Raw genomic sequence first — 15,863 nt, 5'->3', positions numbered from 1 at the left:
ATCAATTCCCTCCTTATGAAATAACCTTTGATAAGACACCATTAATGAATTTACCGGATTGTTCATCTCCAAATGTATGCGCCAGCTCTACCGCTTCATTGATAGTTACATTTTGGGGGATATCCTCCATGTATAATAATTCATAAACAGCAAGTCTTAAAATAGTGCGTTCTACAGATGCAACTCGCTCGAGCGACCATTTTTCCAGGTTCTCCGATATTTTTAAATCAATTGCTTCTTTATACGTAATTACGCCTTCAATCAACATAGACAGAAATACGTCTTTCCGCTCTTCTTCCTTCAATGATTCCATTGCTAAACTTACCTCATCTTCATTCATATCTAACTGAAAAAGCGTCTGAAACGCTTTTTCTCTAGCTTTATGTCGATTCATCACACGTCTCCTTCTACATTCTTTCATTTACTGTTAAAATCATAACACGTTTCCCTTATTTTTGGCTAGGATACCGTATGCCCGCTTTTTTAAGAAAAATAAAAAAGAATTTACAAAGCTGAAGCCTTTTTTGCCAATTTATCAAAAAGAAAAACACAGGTCATTTGCCTGTGCTTCTCTTTGTTTTAAAACGTATATTCATACATCTGTCTTTATTTTTATTTTTTGAGGCATGAGTCATAAGGTATGTTCAAAAAATAACTAAATCTTTCCGCTTCTCATTTGAACATTTATTGTACTTGTATTTATACAATTTCCTGATTATCCATTTGAATACCTGCTACATGAACATTAACTTCTTCCACCTGGATAGAAGTCATGGTTTGAATATTATGCTTAATATTCGTCTGCAGCTTGGCAGCAACCTTTGGAATCGATTTTCCAAATTTAAGGATTACATAAATATCAATAATAGCACCATTATCCGTTAATTCTACGCGGACCCCTTTACCGTGGGATTTTTTGCCAAATTTCTCCGCAACACCCGTTGCAAAGCTGCCGTGCATTGATTTTACCCCATCTACTTCCGTTGCAGCAAGTCCTGCGATAACTTCAAGGACTTCCGGTACAATCTGTACACTGCCTAAGCTATCATCTTCAAGTATCTCTAATAATAGTTGATCACTCATTGCCTTCACTCCTTATTTGCTATCCTCATCTTCCTTTTCTTCGATGATTGGATATTCAGTTAAGAAATTCGTATTGAAGTCTCCCTCTTTAAACACAGGATGGCTCATGATTTGATATTGGAATGGAATGGTTGTATGCACTCCTTCAACAACAAACTCTTCCAAAGCACGCTTCATACGTTCTACGGCTTCATTTCTGGTGGAAGCATAAACGATAAGCTTCGCGATCATGGAATCGTAATATGGTGGAATTCTATATCCGCTGTAGGCGCCGGAGTCCACACGAACTCCAAGTCCACCAGGCGGCAGATACATTTCAATCTCCCCTGCGGAAGGCATAAAATTCTTATATGGATTTTCCGCATTAATACGGCATTCGATTGCATGTCCCTCAAATGTAATATCTTCTTGGGTAAACGCAAGCTCCTGACCGTCTGCAATTCGAATTTGTTCTTTAATCAGATCCACTCCGGTAACCATTTCTGTTACAGGATGCTCTACTTGAATACGGGTATTCATCTCCATAAAGTAAAATGCTTCCGATTGTCTGTCAAAAATGTATTCAATCGTTCCTGCACCGACATAATCCACGGCTTGAGCAGCTTTTACAGAAGCATCTCCCATCCGTTCTCTCAGTGTTTCATTGATTGCAGGGGAAGGTGATTCCTCCACTAATTTCTGCAGACGGCGCTGGATGGAGCAATCTCTTTCTCCAAGATGAACAACATTTCCATGCGTATCAGCCAGTATTTGAATTTCTACATGTCTAAAGTCTTCGATATATTTTTCAATATAGACACCTGGATTTCCAAAGGCGGTTTCCGCTTCCTTTTGTGTTAATTCCATTCCTTTTATTAGCTCTTCTTCGGAGCGGGCCACGCGGATTCCTTTTCCGCCGCCCCCGGCAGTTGCTTTAATGATAACAGGATAGCCTATTTCCAAAGCAATTTCTTTTGCATGCTCTACCCCTTCAACAATTCCTTCTGAACCAGGTACAACCGGTACATCAGCAGATTTCATTGTTTCCTTGGCGACATCCTTAATTCCCATTTTTTGAATGGCTTCTGGTGTCGGACCGACGAAGATTACATTGCATGCTCTGCAAATCTCTGCAAAGTCAGCATTCTCTGCTAAAAATCCATACCCCGGGTGTATCGCATCAGCCTCTGTCGACAATGCAACACTCATAATATTAGTTATGTTTAAATAACTGTCTTTACTCAGTTTTGGTCCAACGCAATATGCTTCATCCGCCAGCTCCACATGTAATGACTCTTCATCCGCTTCAGAATATATTGCAACTGTCTCTATGCCCATCTCCTTGCAGGCACGGATAATTCGGACAGCTATTTCTCCACGATTGGCAACTAATAGCTTTTTAATCAATTATTCCATCCCCTTACTTCTTCTTTACTCTAAATAATGGCTGACCATATTCTACAAGCTCGCCATTTTCAGCTAAAACTTCCACAATCTCTCCATTGGTTTCCGCTTCAATCTCATTAAATAATTTCATCGCTTCCACAATACATACGACTGTATTTGTATCTACTGTGCTTCCTTTTGTCACAAAAGGATCGCTGTCTGGAGAAGAAGAAGTATAAAATGTCCCGACCATCGGGGAAACAATCTCATAATCATAATCCGCTGAAGCCTGCGGCATTTCCTCTGCTTTTATATTTGGCTGTGTGTTTACTTCAGGCTCTGGTTCTTGAACTGCCGGAGCTTGAGGTTCTGCTGCGGCTTGAGACTGTGATTGAACGGTAGTAGTAACAGACCCTGTATTTTTTTTCATAGCTATGACTGCACCGTTCGCCTCATAAGAAAATTCGGTTAATGATGATTTATCGACCATTTGAATAATTTCTCTAATTTCATCTACTTGTAACATATTGGCACTCCTCATTTCGATTGTTATCTTTTTATAATTTCATGCTGGCTGTTTCATTACCTTCTAATATATTACGATAGAATGAACAAAAACATCAAGTCTACCGTAATCAAATCTGTATTAACTGGATGAAAAGCTGTTTTTATTATTATAACAGTTAATGCCTGTTAATGTTGGGATAAACTTGTTTTTTACATTTGTAAAGCCAGCAGCCCAAGGCGGGCTGCTGGCTTGTTGTTTTACTCTTCCGTTTCGGTTGTGTCTTCTGATTCTTCTCCTTCTTGGACTTCTCCCGTTTCTTCTGTCTCTTCTGTTTCGGTTGCTTCTTCTGTTTCCGTTGTATCTTCCATGTCTGTCGTTTCAGCAGTTGGCTGGAAATTAACTTCTGCTTTGACATCTTCTCCAAATTCATCACGGGCCATTTGCATGATATTCGCTGCTTCTGTTACAGGCAATTCTTCGGTTTTTACATGGATATGAACTTTTCCATTATTGGAACGGACAAGTACATCCTCATATTCCGTAGAAGCCAGCAGCTGCTCCTGAAGAATCAATTCTTTCGTTTCTAATTCCTCTAAGCCATCTATTTCTTGCAATGCTTCATCTTTTTCAGTAGCTGATGCATTAGCAGAAGCCACTACATCCGTTAACTGGCTTTTCTTCCGGCTGCGTTCATCCTGGATTTCCATACGGATGGTTGTAAACAATTCATCGCTGTCTACATTTTCTATATTATCCACTTCAATTCCTTCCTCAGATTGGGTTGCAGGAACCACATCCTCTGAAGCTGCGTCCTGCCCATCGTCCACAAAAGCTAAATCATTCCCATTTGCTGAAAAGATATAATAGACACTTAAAACAACCATCAAGCTTAACATCGTGAGTAACCATACTGTTTGTTTTTTTAACATACATTCTACCTCCTTAATTTTTAGGCATCACTGAGATTTTATGTGAAGGGACATCTAATACTCTGGATACTGCTTCAATGACTTGACTTTTCATCGATTGACTTTCCATGCCTTGTGCTACAATAAATACGCCCCGTACTTCCGGCTGTTTGGTTTGTACCAATAAAGGTGTTTCCTGATCGCCCTGACGATAAAGCACGACCTGATGATCATCCGTCTGATCCTCAACCACTCTAGAACCTCCGTTACGATCCGTTTCGTCTGTCGTCTGTTTACCTGTTGTTCTATTTTTTTCATAGACCTGCTCACTTGTTGCTTCTAAATTGATCATTACTTCTGTTTCTGAAACACCATCCATCTGATTCAGCATGCTGGATAATTGTTCGCCTAACTCATTCTCCAGGTCTTCTACTTCACCACCTGCCGATTCTGAAGCCGCTTCTTCCGAAATTTCCAGCTGTGAATCGTCATAAGGCACGGGCTGAACCTCCTCTTCCGGTTTTAATACATTACTGATAATCATAAATAAAATTCCCACCAGTCCTAAAATAACAATAAATCCTATTTTTTTAGACGGCTGCTTTTTTTCTTTCCCCGAAGCTTGTTCGCTATCCGTGGTCTGTTTTAAAAAGTGAGTCAGTTTATTTTTCAAAATCCCTCTCCTTCCCAATAGACCGTTATTTCTTTATCCTCAATTTCCCAAATTTCTTTTAAACTGGCCTCCATCTCTTGTAATGGCTCTTCCGAATGCGTTTCCTCCTCATTGCCCCATTCAATAACCACATCTTCAACCGTGTTCATCGCTCCTTCCCCTGGTTCTGATTCTGTTATATAAACAATGACCTCTGTCAGCTCCTCGTAGGATACGGAGTCCATTACAGAAAATTGGAAATCAATAGAGGCAATCTCTGCGTTAAATTCCTCTTTTAATGGTTCTGCCGCTATTTTTTCCAATTCAATAGCCATTTGTTCTAAAATATATGCATCTTGTCCACTTTCTATTTCTTTTTTTTCTAAATCTATTTGATTTTCTATCGAAGGCTGTCCTTGAAACTGACTTTCTATTTTGTTCATTGAGCTTGATATAGCAGTATTTATATCCGTATTAAACAAATAAAAAACAGGTTGAAGCAGAATCAAAATCAAGATTAAACTAATCGCCAGCCGCACATATTTTTGCAGATGATTTGCCGGCACAAGCAAATCGATTACGGAGGCCAGAATGATAAATAAAATAATCTGTGTCACCCAGTCTGTAAATATTTCGATTCTCATCAACCCCTATCTTAGTAAGACGGTTAAATTACTTGCTGCGACAATGATGACAATCCCAAGAAAGAACATCAGGGAGACTGCCAGCAAACAGGCTAAGATAAATAAAATATACGTGCTTACTGTATTTAAGCATTGCACGATCGGGCCCCCGCCAATCGGCTGTAATATTGCTGCCGCCAGTTTATAAATTATTGCAATGACTCCCACTTTCAAAGCCGGGAAAGCGACAATAAACAAAATAATAAACAGGCCAATCATGCCGACAGCATTTTTTAAAATGAGGGAGGCACTAAGAATGGTATCCGCAGCATCGGTAAATGTCCGTCCTAATACCGGTATAAAATTTCCTGTTACAAATTTAGCTGTTTTCATTGCTACTCCGTCTTGGATTGCTGTCGCAGTCCCCTGAACAGAAATAACCCCCAGGAAAATAGTTAAAAAAATTCCCAGACTGCCTACAGCAACGTTTCTAAAGAGATTGGCCAAATGCGTTACTTTAAAATGACTATTTAAACTGCTGATAATAATCAGCATGGCGGAAAGAAATAATAAAGGTAAAACAAAGGCTGAAATAAATACACCGCTAAAATGAATAAAGAATATAATAATCGGGTGAAAGAAAGAAACAGAAATCACATTGCCAAAGCTCGCCATCATTCCCAATACCAGAGGCAGCAGTGCAATCATAAAGCTTTGCATCGTATCAATCGCATCTTTTGTATATGAAGTTGCCAGATAAAAACTATTCAGTACGATAAACAACAGGACTAAAAAAACCACAAAATAAGCAACCTTGCTGACGGTTGTCTGCTCAAATGCAGATTGAATCGACTGGAGCACAACAGCAAATAAGGTCAGCATTAAAAGAGTCCCTAAAAGTTTTCCGTTGATAATCAGCTCATGGAGGAGGTAGCGCAAAAAATGCATCAGAATATCTTGAATGGAGAAGCTGTTTCCATTTTTAATCCATTCATAGATACTGATTTTTTGTAAATCAGGTAAGTTATCTCCGTACTCCATGATCAGCTGGTCCCAATAGGATTGAATTTCATCCAGTGAAATCTCATCTAATAAAGAGTTTTGAAGGGTTTCCTCCTCCTCTTCGGTCATTGGAGCATCCTCAGCTTGGACAACTGCTGAATTTCCTTGGCTAATAACAAGAGCGATAAATAGCATACATAGTATTCGGAGTAAGTTGACAGGTCTTTTAGACAATCTGGATACTCCCTTTCCCGGCTTCATTTTCTTTCGCCAATCAAACATGAGGGATAAAACCGATAATCGCTTCGATTACCGCAGTAATAATTGGAACAGCAAGCAGTAAAATAAATACTTTTCCTGCTAATTCAATGTATTTGGATACAGAATTCAGACCGGCGTCCTTCGTCAGATGAGCTCCGATTTCAGCAATATAAGAAATACCGATAATTTTTAAAATCGTTGTTAAATAAAGTCCTTGCACATTCGCCTGGTCGCCCAGCTTCCGAATGGTTTCAAATATTAATTGGACTTGCTGAATGATGGAGAAAAAGATAACAATACCCGTAATAAGAATAATTAAAAAAGCAAGCGAAGGCTGTACCTCTTTTACCAGGATATATAATATACTTGCGAGTACACCTAAAATCGTAATCTGGAGAATATCCATATCCAATCTCCTTAAAATAGAAATACAGATCTGATTTGCTGAAATAAATCTGAGAGTCCGTTCACCACGATGAGCAGAACAAGTATAAAGCCGATCAACGTAGCAAATTGGGCAATTTCTTCCTTGCCCATCTGTTTTAAAATCGTATGGATAAGCGCTACAATTATGCCTATACCAGCAATCTGAAATAGTATCAATGCATCCACAAACATGTACTTGCTCCTTCCCTGATGCCACTCATTTCATTACATAAACAATAGTGCCAGAAAGATACCGCACAGAAGTCCCAGCACGTTTGACAGCTTTCCATACGTTTGAAAACGTTCTGTGGCATTTTTCCACTGCTCTTCTAAATAGAGATTGGTTAATTTTATATGTTTTTTCTGCTGCTCAATATCATGCTGTCCCAGTGTTCTGCCAAACTGAAGCAATATCTCCAGCTCGCTTTTTTGCAGCGCAGATTGTCCAATTAACCTTTGCGCACATTCTTCCCATATCTCATCAAAATCTTTTTCTTTATTTTCCAGCTCCTCAGCCAGCTCCTGATAAAATAAAGCAGTCGGACCCTGCAGTTTCTTACTGATTAGTTGAAATGCTTCTTGTAATGGGACCTGGCTGTATACCATTTCCGCCTCTAAAATCTGAAGCGACTGCAATAATAATTGAATATGCTTGGGCCGCTGTTTTAATGATCTTCCCCATTCCCAGCCAAGTACTGTAGACATACTAATTAAAAGCAGCACGCCAATCCACTTCACCTTCACCACCTCTTTGCTTAAAACTGATCGGATTCCCGTCTTTGTCAAAGGCACAAGCTAGCTTTCCGATTTTTTTTCCCTGCCCTAACAGCAGGTAACGCTCAAAAATTAATTCCTGAACTATTTTTTGCATAATAGGGCGGCGGTATAAATCAGCCATATCTCCTGCATGCACTGTACAAATAACCTTCACACCTGCCTGGGATGCTTCGATAATCGCCTCCACATCCTTTTCTGTGCCAATCTCATCGACAATCAGAATATCGGGAGATAACGTACGAATCGCCATCATCATCCCTTCTGCTTTCGGACAGGCATCTAACACATCCGTTCTCATCCCTATATCATGCTGCGGAACACCGCGGATGGATGCTGCTATTTCGGAACGCTCGTCCACGATGGTTACTTTTTTAGAGCGGCCCGTAGCAGATTGACTGGCTATTTGCCTGCAGATATCGCGTATTACCGTTGTTTTTCCAGATTGCGGTGCTCCAAGAATCATAGTGTGATGGTATATCCCATCATAGATATAAGGCATCAGCATATCTGCACAGCCTTTTTTTTGCTTGGCAATACGAATATTAAAAAATGAAACAGGCTGAATCGCTTTTACTTTTTGATCCGCTGTTATAATACCTCCTGCAATACCGACACGATGGCCGCCCTCAATGGTTATAAACCCATTACGCAGCTCTTCTTCCAGCCGATACAGCGAATATTCACTCAGCTGGTTCAGAATAAAAACAGCTTCTTTCTTATGTGGCAACGGCTCGTCCAGCCAGCAAACAGCTGAGTCGAAAATAAATTCTATTTTTTGATGAATACGTACTCGAATTTCTTGAAGCTGTGACCAGCGATGACCTATAAGACCGTCTATCCGGTCCTGAAAAGATGGCGGAAAAAGTCGTAAAATCTCATTCATTCTAAAACCCCGCTTTTTGAAAATACAAAATCAGCTTGTTTTACTTAGAGATATATGTTTTTAAAATGAAATTATGCCCTGAGAGCTTTTTCTTTATTGAAAGGTTTGAAAGAGAGAGGAGTGATAACAAAGGGATTTCAAAAAATAGCTGAAGCCCGTCATTTATTTTTTCACATAAAAAAACAAGCAGTCTGCCGAAGATTCAGCAAACTGCTTGTGTTTATTAAATTATGCTCTGGAAACATATTTCCCATCCGCAGTATTAATAACGAGCACATCTCCTTCGTTAACAAAGAAAGGAACTTGTACAATATGTCCGGTTTCTAACGTAGCCGGTTTGGAACCTCCGCTCGCTGTGTCCCCTTTAATTCCAGGCTCTGTTTCTGTTACCGTAAGCTCTACGTTATTTGGAAGATCTACTCCGATAATTTCACCCTGATAGGTGACCACAGAAACTTCCATGTTTTCTTTAATAAATTTCAATTGATCTTTAATTTGACTTTCTGGAATTTCAATTTGTTCATATGACGCTGTATCCATAAATGCATGCGCATCGCCAGAAGCATATAAATACTGCATTTTGTTATTTTCAATATGCGCCTTTTCTACCTTTTCGCCGCCGCGGAACGTTTTTTCTTGAATATTTCCATTACGTAAATTACGGAGTTTTGAACGTACAAACGCCGCTCCCTTTCCTGGTTTTACGTGCTGGAATTCAATAACCTGCCAAATATCATTGTCTACTTCAATAGTTAAACCTGTTTTAAAATCATTTACTGAAATCATATTTTTTCCTCCTGTACCCTTTTATAATTGGATTAATTCTTTGGGAGCAAAGGTCAATCGCTCATTGCCGTCTTTTGTAATAACGATATCGTCCTCAATGCGGCAGCCGCCTACCCCTGGAACATAAATACCCGGCTCTACCGTTACGACCATGCCCGGTTCTAATATTGCTTCAGAACGAGTCGACAATCCTGGGCTCTCATGAACTTCCATTCCCACTGCATGACCTGTCGAATGACCGAAACGATCGCCATATCCTTTTTCCGTAATGTAATCTCTGGTCAAAGCATCTGCCTCTTTCCCGCTCATGCCAGCTTTTGTTCCTTTAACTCCACGAAGATTCGCCTCTAATACTATATCATAAATTTCACGCAGCGCCGCAGAAATTTCTCCAACAGCTACCGTTCTTGTGATATCAGAGCAATACCCTTCATATAATGCACCATAATCCAGTGTCACCAGTTCGCCCTCTGCCATTTGTTTATCAGATGCCACCCCATGCGGCAGAGCAGAACGTAAGCCGGACGCTACAATGGTATCAAAGCTGGAAGAAGTCGCTCCCTGTCTGCGCATAAAGAACTCTAATTCATTCGAGATATCGATTTCCTTCACTCCAGGCTCGATAAATGATTGAATATGCGCAAATGCGTCATCTGCAATTTTCGCAGCCTTTTTCATAATTTCCAGCTCATCAGGGGTTTTAATCATCCGTAGTGCCTCAACAATTCCTTCTACAGGAATCAACTCTTGAGAAAATTGATTTTGATATGTTTCAAATTGACTGTAAGTCGTATAATTTTTCTCAAAAGCCAGCCTCTTTACACCAAGCTTGTCGATTTGGTTCGCAATTTCCTGAATCATTCCTTGTTTATGCTCTATAATTTCAAATGCTGCCGCTTGTTCAGCAGCCTGCTCTGTATAACGAAAATCTGTAATAAATAGAGCCTTATCTGCAGTAATCAATGCTGTTCCAGCTGTGCCAGTAAAATTAGTCAGGTAACGTCTGTTATACGGACTGTCAATAATTATGGCGTCTGCTTTGTTTTCTTCCAGTTTTTCACGTAAGCGGTCCAATTTCGTCAAAAGGTTTCATCCTCTCCAAAATCTCAAGTATCATAAGTATTTTATCATATATAGATGCGTTTGAATAATCACAGAAAAATCCTAGCTTTTCTTTATGATGTCTTCGGTTTGCTGCGAATCCATATAATCATAGGAGATGGAATAGCCAATAAATGTGCCATATAAAATAAATAAGCAGATGGTTGTTATCCAGGTGTTCAAATTCCATTCCGTCACAGCAGGAATATCGTTAAATATGGGACGGAATAAAAGGAATATAAGAGCCCATAAGACAAAGCCGTATATAACTCCCACCCACATATACTTTATTTTTCTGAAAATCATATAATATACAAACGCGGTGAGCAGAGAAACTACCCCAGCCAGAATCGTTGTAAAGAAGATACCGAGCCACGTGTTTGTCCATCCTTCTGATACCCAGGAAGTCAGCAGATAAAACTTTGGTGCGACCTCCAAAAAATTAAAGTAATACATTACACTTGCAAGTAAACTGAATACAACCCCGCCTACAAATCCTGTGTACATCGATTTTTTTAATACAGATTCCTCATTATCATTTATTTGTTGTTTTTTTGATAAGCGCCTCATTAATAAACACCTCCACTCTCTAGTATGACCAAATCATGAAACTCGTATGAAGAAATAATCTTTCTGTTAATCTGCGGGAATATTTTTTATGAAAGAGGGAATAATTAATTAACAAGCAAACAGTTTCCACAGGATAACGTGATTTCTGTCCAGCCTTCGAGTATCTCGGATAATCATCCGATCGATATATATTAGCGGATTGGCAGAAGCTCCTTCACAGGCATCCTGCAGCATGATATGGTAAAATAGAAGTATAAATAATGTGTGAGAAAGGAGGATTTCAATTGAGAAATAAAGCAGTATCTATTTTTGTTTATTTGATTATTGCTTTTGCAGCTTTCGGTTTATTTACACAGCTATTTGGAAATACCGTTGCATTTCTTTCAAGACTATTGATTTCTATCGGGATAGGGGCAGCTATTTTTGGATTGGTTTATTTCTTTCTCATACGCAATAGGCAGCCTTCCGGACGACAGCGTGACAACATGAAAAAATATAAGCAGGCTGTAAAACAATCTAAATCCAAGTACGGTCATAAACAGGCTGTGAAATCGGCTGGTTCCAGCTATCAGAAAGCAAACCAAAAGAAAAGAAATCCTAAAAGAGCAAGTCATTTGCGTGTTATCGAAGGAAATAAAGCGAAGAAAAAGAACCGTGTTTCTTCTTAGAAATAAATTATTATAGAGCAGACCCTTGCAGGAGCTTAGATTCTAAGCTCCTTTTTTATATTCTCCCATTTCCCACAATAAAGCGCGTTCGAATATTATCCCATTCGAACGCGCTTTATCCATTACGTACCTCTGAAAAATAATAATTAACCACTCCATTTACGCAAAAATTTTTCACTGGATTCTTTTCCAATCCGACGCAGCTTCTCTCTGTTCTCCTCTGTTATATTAAAATTCATGGAATTCTGTTCAGGGGTGGGGACAAAAATAATATGATCTGCTTGATGCTTGGAAATATATCGGTTATCATGCGCCTGCTTCATTGTTGTGAAAAGGGAAGGAAACATATTGAGCGCATTTCGAATCTGACGCGGCTCTACAGATGTGGAAGAATCTGTTAACTTTACACCGATGACAGGACGTACCTGCTTCTCTTCTGCTTCTGAAAAAATCCACAATGGAAAATTGCTAAGCAATCCCCCATCTACGATAATGCTTTTTTGCTTATTTTTACCCTGTATGGATTTCGGCATAAAAAAATAAGGAAACCCGGCGCTCATCCGAATAGCGGCGGCTACCGAAAACGTATCTGGACGAATGCCATAAACTCTTTCTAAATCATCTGGGATTACAACCAATTTACCAAGCGATAAATCACTGACAACTACCTTTAACACACCTGGTTTTAAATCGCCAAACCGATATATATTCCGCTTGGATAATGCATCTCCCAGCCATGCTTCCAGCTTCTCCCCTTTATATAATCCTAATTGAAAATACAGAAATAACCACTTTGTAGCCGGCAATAATTTGGATAACAGCGGCGGATCAGCTAAACTCTGAACATCCAATGTTTTCATTAATTCTTTAATATCCTTAGAATGATAACCTGCTGCCAAAAGCCCGGCTATAATAGCTCCTGCAGAAGTTCCAGCTGCACGCTCCACCTGCAAATTTTTCTCCTCCCAGGCTTCCAACACGCCGACATATGCAAACCCCTTCACTCCCCCGCCAGAAAATACAGCATCAATTTTCATGACATCGCTCCATCCCTTATAGGTGCTTATTGATTTATACGTCTATCAGCTTGTTTATTATGCTTTTTCGCACCTGAAGATGAAGAAATGACCAGTTAAACCGCATCAAAAAAACCAGTCATTCCTGAGAATAACCGGTTACGTTTTATTAACTTCATTTATTTTTTGCAGATCTTTTCTCCGCTGTTCATCTTCTTTAAAATAAGCAACCACATCTGCTATCCTGTCAATCGAATTCCAGCTGAGATGATGCTCTATACCTTCTACATCATTATATATATGTTCTTCGTCCACTCCGATTAACTCCAGAAAATTTTCTAACAGATCATGTCTGAAGACAAGCCGTTCACCGATTTTCTTCCCCTTCGATGTCAGTACAAAACCGCGGTATTTTTCATAATCTAAATAATTATCCTTGTCCAATTTCTGGACCATCTTTGTCACAGAGGACGGGTGCACTTCTAATGCTTCTGCAATCGATGAAACCCTGGCATAGCCCTTTGCTTCAATTAAATTATAAATAATTTCAATATAGTCTTCCATGCTCGGTGTAGGCATAAAAAAGCTCCTTTCTATGTTTTGCCACAGAGAAACGTGAACACCTTCAATAAGAACGTTAATTTTTTTTATCAAAGGAAACTTTTTTTCTAATTTAATAATAGCTGATTTCCTTATAAAACTCAAGTTATTATCCTTTATTTGTATATTCACTTCCGCTTGCATCCTTTGCAGCAGGCAATAAGAAAAAAACAGGACTTCACTTGTTCTTTAAAACATCCGTTTTCTTGCCAAGGAGATGTCCGCTCCGGGAAGTCGCTTTCCGCGGGGTCTTCACCTGTTGCTTTTCCCGCAGAAATCGGCTACCTTTCGCTCCCATCAAAGAAGAATTATGTTTTATTTGCTTTTTTACAAAGAAATAATCCAAATTCTAGCGACGCTTTTGGATGGGCAAGTAACCGCAATTCCAGTCCCAACTATAGCTCTGTCTGCGCTTATCGCTAAGTCTTCTTTAAAGAAAATGAGCTCAGGCCCAACGGAAGGCGAAGTGTATTTCTGTGGCCTAAGATTACTTCCCCCATGAAACCCGTTTGAACGGCTATTTTCAGCTTTTTTATTAACATTCTTATTCTTGAACAAATTAGCATATATTCCTTCAGATACGTCTAAAGACGGAGGTTATTTCCTTCGATGGATTGTTGTTCGGATTTTTGCTAATTGCTACAATTATTTCAGAAAGAGGAGGGATAACGTGGAAAAGATAATTGAGATCAGCCAGTTAAATAAAAGCTACCGGAAAAGAAAATCAAAAGAAATTGTTCAAGCGGTCAAAGACGTTGATTTTAATGTTTATAAAGGAGAAATTCTTGGTCTGCTTGGTCCTAACGGAGCCGGAAAAACGACTACGATCAAATTAATATGCGGTTTGTTATACCCGGACAGCGGCGAAATAAAGATAAAAGGAGTACCTAATACCGCGAAACGCTTAGAATCGTTACATCATATCAGCGCCGTGCTGGAGGGCAACCGTAATTTATATTGGCGGCTTACGGTGAGAGAGAACTTGGAGTATTTTGCCGGAAACAGAGGAAGGTCAAGAAAGGAAGTTAAAGAAGAGATCGATGAACTGCTGCAAATATTCCGTTTGAAGGAAAAAGAGAATGAGTTGGTAAACCGGCTTTCCCGCGGGATGCAGCAAAAATTAGCAATAGCTGTAGCGATGCTTGCTAATACGGAAGTCATGCTCTTAGATGAACCGACGCTTGGTTTAGATGTGCAAACCGGATTGGAGGTTAGAGAAATCCTGAAATCCATTGTTCAAAATTATCAGCGTACCGTTATCATCAGCTCTCATGACATGGAAGTGATTCAGGATATTTGTGATCGCACCGTTATTATTAATCAGGGAACTGTCGTTATCGATCAGCGCGTCGATGAACTGATAAAACTGTTTGAAGTACGCTCCTACAGACTGACTTTAAATGAAGCTTTGTCACCAGATCAGCAAAAAGCCATTTCCGCCCGTTTTCCGGCAAATGATTATGTAGAGGACGAACTATTCAGCTATCTTACTGTACAGCTTGAGAAAAGCGAGGATATTTATCAGATTTTTCAAGTATTACAATTGAACCGTACACCAATTGATTCGATTGACCGAAAATCGATTCGGTTTGATGAAGTATTTTTAAAAATTATTGAAGGAGACTTTCAACATGCTGTGGATTAATCTATTTCGAGCAAACCTGCGAAAGGAATACTTGGAACTGAAGCGTTATTTACCAAATACTCTTGCCCTTGTTTTAACCTTTTATTTTATCTTTTTAGGTTTATTTGGAGTAATACACTTTTTTGGGGATCCATCAACACAGGATGCGAATATTCAATTTGTGATTGTTAACTATATCTTCTGGTTTTTGGCACTTAGCGTCATTCAAATGTTTGGTTTCGAAATTGTAAATGAAGCCATTCGCGGAACGCTTGAACAATTGTCGATGTCACCGATGGGGATCTGGCGTATTTTAAGCACAAGGCTGATTGCCAGTACAATTATTTACGGAATCATTATTTCTATTTTACTGGTTATTACCATGCTGACAGCAGGACAATGGCTTAATATTGATATTGTATCTATTTTCCCTGTCTTTGTATTAACTGTTTTCGGAATGTATGGCGTCGGATTAATGGTCGGCGGGCTGGCCATTGTTTATAAACAAATTCAAGCCTTCCTGCAGATATTGCAATTTTTATTGGCTGGGCTGACCTTTATTCCGCTTGCTGCATCCCCTCTTATGTATTTTCTGCCTTTTGTTATTGGCGTTGATTTAGTCAGAGATATCATGATCGACGGACAGACTTTAATGGATATCGGCTGGCTGCCGCTGTTAATTTTATTTATAAATGCTCTCGTCTATTTTATCGCTGGTCTGCTCTTTTTTAAATACTGTGAACGCATGGCGATGAAAAAGGGATTGTTGGGGCAATATTGATATAGGTTTAAATCTTGATGAATCATCCTGTCTGATTTTATAATCAGCAGGATGATTACTAACTTTCATAATGATTTTTTAAATATTCCGATTTATTTTCAGCTTATTTTAAGCGTATTAACCATGAAAGAGATGGTTATGGAAGAATAATCAGCTGCAGGCGAAATAGACTTTATTTCCTTTTTCACCTTTATTCCGATTAAATATGCAATAAAGCTGATAGAACAGA

Annotated in this window: 20 protein-coding genes; 3 read left to right on the top strand and 17 right to left on the bottom strand. The window is 39.2% G+C overall.

Translation table 11 applies throughout. From position 1 onward, the window contains the following. Nucleotides 1-13: 13 nt before the first annotated feature. From nusB to ACZSMY_RS02600, 15 genes are all read right to left on the bottom strand, one after another. Nucleotides 14-394, bottom strand: coding sequence for a transcription antitermination factor NusB (gene nusB / locus ACZSMY_RS02670; protein ID WP_193064747.1), 381 nt, complete (start codon nucleotides 392-394; stop codon nucleotides 14-16). 305 nt (nucleotides 395-699) lie between these two features. Then, nucleotides 700-1,083: an Asp23/Gls24 family envelope stress response protein gene (locus ACZSMY_RS02665; RefSeq protein ID WP_042534706.1), complete on the bottom strand. Its 384-nt coding sequence runs from the start codon at nucleotides 1,081-1,083 to the stop codon at nucleotides 700-702. A 12-nt stretch (nucleotides 1,084-1,095) separates the two neighbouring features. Then, nucleotides 1,096-2,469 carry an acetyl-CoA carboxylase biotin carboxylase subunit gene (gene accC / locus ACZSMY_RS02660; RefSeq protein WP_042534708.1) on the bottom strand — a complete coding sequence of 458 codons (1,374 nt, stop codon included), beginning with the start codon at nucleotides 2,467-2,469 and terminating at the stop codon, nucleotides 1,096-1,098. A gap of 13 nt (nucleotides 2,470-2,482) precedes the next feature. After that, a complete protein-coding gene (accB, locus tag ACZSMY_RS02655; protein ID WP_042534709.1) occupies nucleotides 2,483-2,974 on the bottom strand; it encodes an acetyl-CoA carboxylase biotin carboxyl carrier protein in 492 nt (163 codons plus the stop codon). Between the two features lie 239 nt (nucleotides 2,975-3,213). Continuing rightward, nucleotides 3,214-3,885 carry a SpoIIIAH-like family protein gene (locus ACZSMY_RS02650; protein ID WP_465147444.1) on the bottom strand — a complete coding sequence of 224 codons (672 nt, stop codon included), beginning with the start codon at nucleotides 3,883-3,885 and terminating at the stop codon, nucleotides 3,214-3,216. A 13-nt stretch (nucleotides 3,886-3,898) separates the two neighbouring features. After that, nucleotides 3,899-4,537 carry a stage III sporulation protein AG gene (gene spoIIIAG / locus ACZSMY_RS02645; RefSeq protein ID WP_042534710.1) on the bottom strand — a complete coding sequence of 213 codons (639 nt, stop codon included), beginning with the start codon at nucleotides 4,535-4,537 and terminating at the stop codon, nucleotides 3,899-3,901. Beyond that, nucleotides 4,534-5,160, bottom strand: a complete 627-nt coding sequence (gene spoIIIAF, locus ACZSMY_RS02640; protein WP_226895092.1) for a stage III sporulation protein AF — start codon at nucleotides 5,158-5,160, stop codon at nucleotides 4,534-4,536. Before spoIIIAF ends, spoIIIAG begins: the two co-directional genes overlap by 4 nt. A gap of 6 nt (nucleotides 5,161-5,166) precedes the next feature. Further along, the gene (gene spoIIIAE, locus ACZSMY_RS02635) at nucleotides 5,167-6,336 is read right to left on the bottom strand and encodes a stage III sporulation protein AE (protein ID WP_042536313.1); all 1,170 of its coding nucleotides are present in this window, start codon (nucleotides 6,334-6,336) and stop codon (nucleotides 5,167-5,169) included. Nucleotides 6,337-6,415: 79 nt separating this feature from the next. Then, a complete protein-coding gene (gene spoIIIAD, locus ACZSMY_RS02630) occupies nucleotides 6,416-6,808 on the bottom strand; it encodes a stage III sporulation protein AD (protein ID WP_465147443.1) in 393 nt (130 codons plus the stop codon). Between the two features lie 11 nt (nucleotides 6,809-6,819). Then, nucleotides 6,820-7,020, bottom strand: coding sequence for a stage III sporulation protein AC (gene spoIIIAC, locus ACZSMY_RS02625; protein ID WP_042534715.1), 201 nt, complete (start codon nucleotides 7,018-7,020; stop codon nucleotides 6,820-6,822). A gap of 33 nt (nucleotides 7,021-7,053) precedes the next feature. Further along, nucleotides 7,054-7,566, bottom strand: a complete 513-nt coding sequence (gene spoIIIAB / locus ACZSMY_RS02620; RefSeq protein WP_193064744.1) for a stage III sporulation protein SpoIIIAB — start codon at nucleotides 7,564-7,566, stop codon at nucleotides 7,054-7,056. Then, entirely contained in the window at nucleotides 7,535-8,488 is a 954-nt protein-coding gene (gene spoIIIAA / locus ACZSMY_RS02615; protein WP_042534718.1) for a stage III sporulation protein AA, read from the bottom strand. The genes spoIIIAB and spoIIIAA overlap by 32 nt, the downstream gene beginning before the upstream one ends. A 228-nt stretch (nucleotides 8,489-8,716) precedes the next feature. Then, nucleotides 8,717-9,274, bottom strand: coding sequence for an elongation factor P (efp, locus tag ACZSMY_RS02610; protein ID WP_042534720.1), 558 nt, complete (start codon nucleotides 9,272-9,274; stop codon nucleotides 8,717-8,719). 21 nt (nucleotides 9,275-9,295) lie between these two features. Further along, nucleotides 9,296-10,357, bottom strand: coding sequence for a M24 family metallopeptidase (locus ACZSMY_RS02605; RefSeq protein WP_042534722.1), 1,062 nt, complete (start codon nucleotides 10,355-10,357; stop codon nucleotides 9,296-9,298). An 81-nt stretch (nucleotides 10,358-10,438) separates the two neighbouring features. After that, entirely contained in the window at nucleotides 10,439-10,945 is a 507-nt protein-coding gene (locus ACZSMY_RS02600; protein ID WP_042534724.1) for a YqhR family membrane protein, read from the bottom strand. 284 nt (nucleotides 10,946-11,229) lie between these two features. Here ACZSMY_RS02600 and ACZSMY_RS02595 point away from each other — a divergent pair, with 284 nt between their 5' ends. Continuing rightward, nucleotides 11,230-11,613, top strand: a complete 384-nt coding sequence (locus tag ACZSMY_RS02595) for an SA1362 family protein (protein ID WP_042534726.1) — start codon at nucleotides 11,230-11,232, stop codon at nucleotides 11,611-11,613. A gap of 146 nt (nucleotides 11,614-11,759) precedes the next feature. Here the strand turns inward: ACZSMY_RS02595 and ACZSMY_RS02590 are convergent, their stop codons facing one another. Both ACZSMY_RS02590 and mntR read right to left on the bottom strand, forming a co-directional pair. Beyond that, nucleotides 11,760-12,650 (bottom strand): patatin-like phospholipase family protein, encoded by an 891-nt coding sequence (locus ACZSMY_RS02590; protein ID WP_042534728.1) that lies wholly within the window; start codon nucleotides 12,648-12,650, stop codon nucleotides 11,760-11,762. 138 nt (nucleotides 12,651-12,788) lie between these two features. Next, nucleotides 12,789-13,208: a transcriptional regulator MntR gene (mntR, locus tag ACZSMY_RS02585; protein WP_042536314.1), complete on the bottom strand. Its 420-nt coding sequence runs from the start codon at nucleotides 13,206-13,208 to the stop codon at nucleotides 12,789-12,791. Between the two features lie 691 nt (nucleotides 13,209-13,899). Between mntR and ACZSMY_RS02580 the strand changes: the two genes are divergently transcribed. Both ACZSMY_RS02580 and ACZSMY_RS02575 read left to right on the top strand, forming a co-directional pair. After that, nucleotides 13,900-14,874, top strand: coding sequence for an ABC transporter ATP-binding protein (locus ACZSMY_RS02580; RefSeq protein ID WP_042534732.1), 975 nt, complete (start codon nucleotides 13,900-13,902; stop codon nucleotides 14,872-14,874). Further along, on the top strand, nucleotides 14,861-15,634 hold the full coding sequence (locus tag ACZSMY_RS02575) for an ABC transporter permease (protein ID WP_042534734.1): 774 nt from the start codon (nucleotides 14,861-14,863) through the stop codon (nucleotides 15,632-15,634). The genes ACZSMY_RS02580 and ACZSMY_RS02575 overlap by 14 nt, the downstream gene beginning before the upstream one ends. Nucleotides 15,635-15,863 lie beyond the last annotated feature (229 nt).

Source organism: Oceanobacillus sp. B139/18 (assembly GCF_055524595.1).
This window is presented reverse-complemented; position numbering and strand designations above follow the sequence as displayed.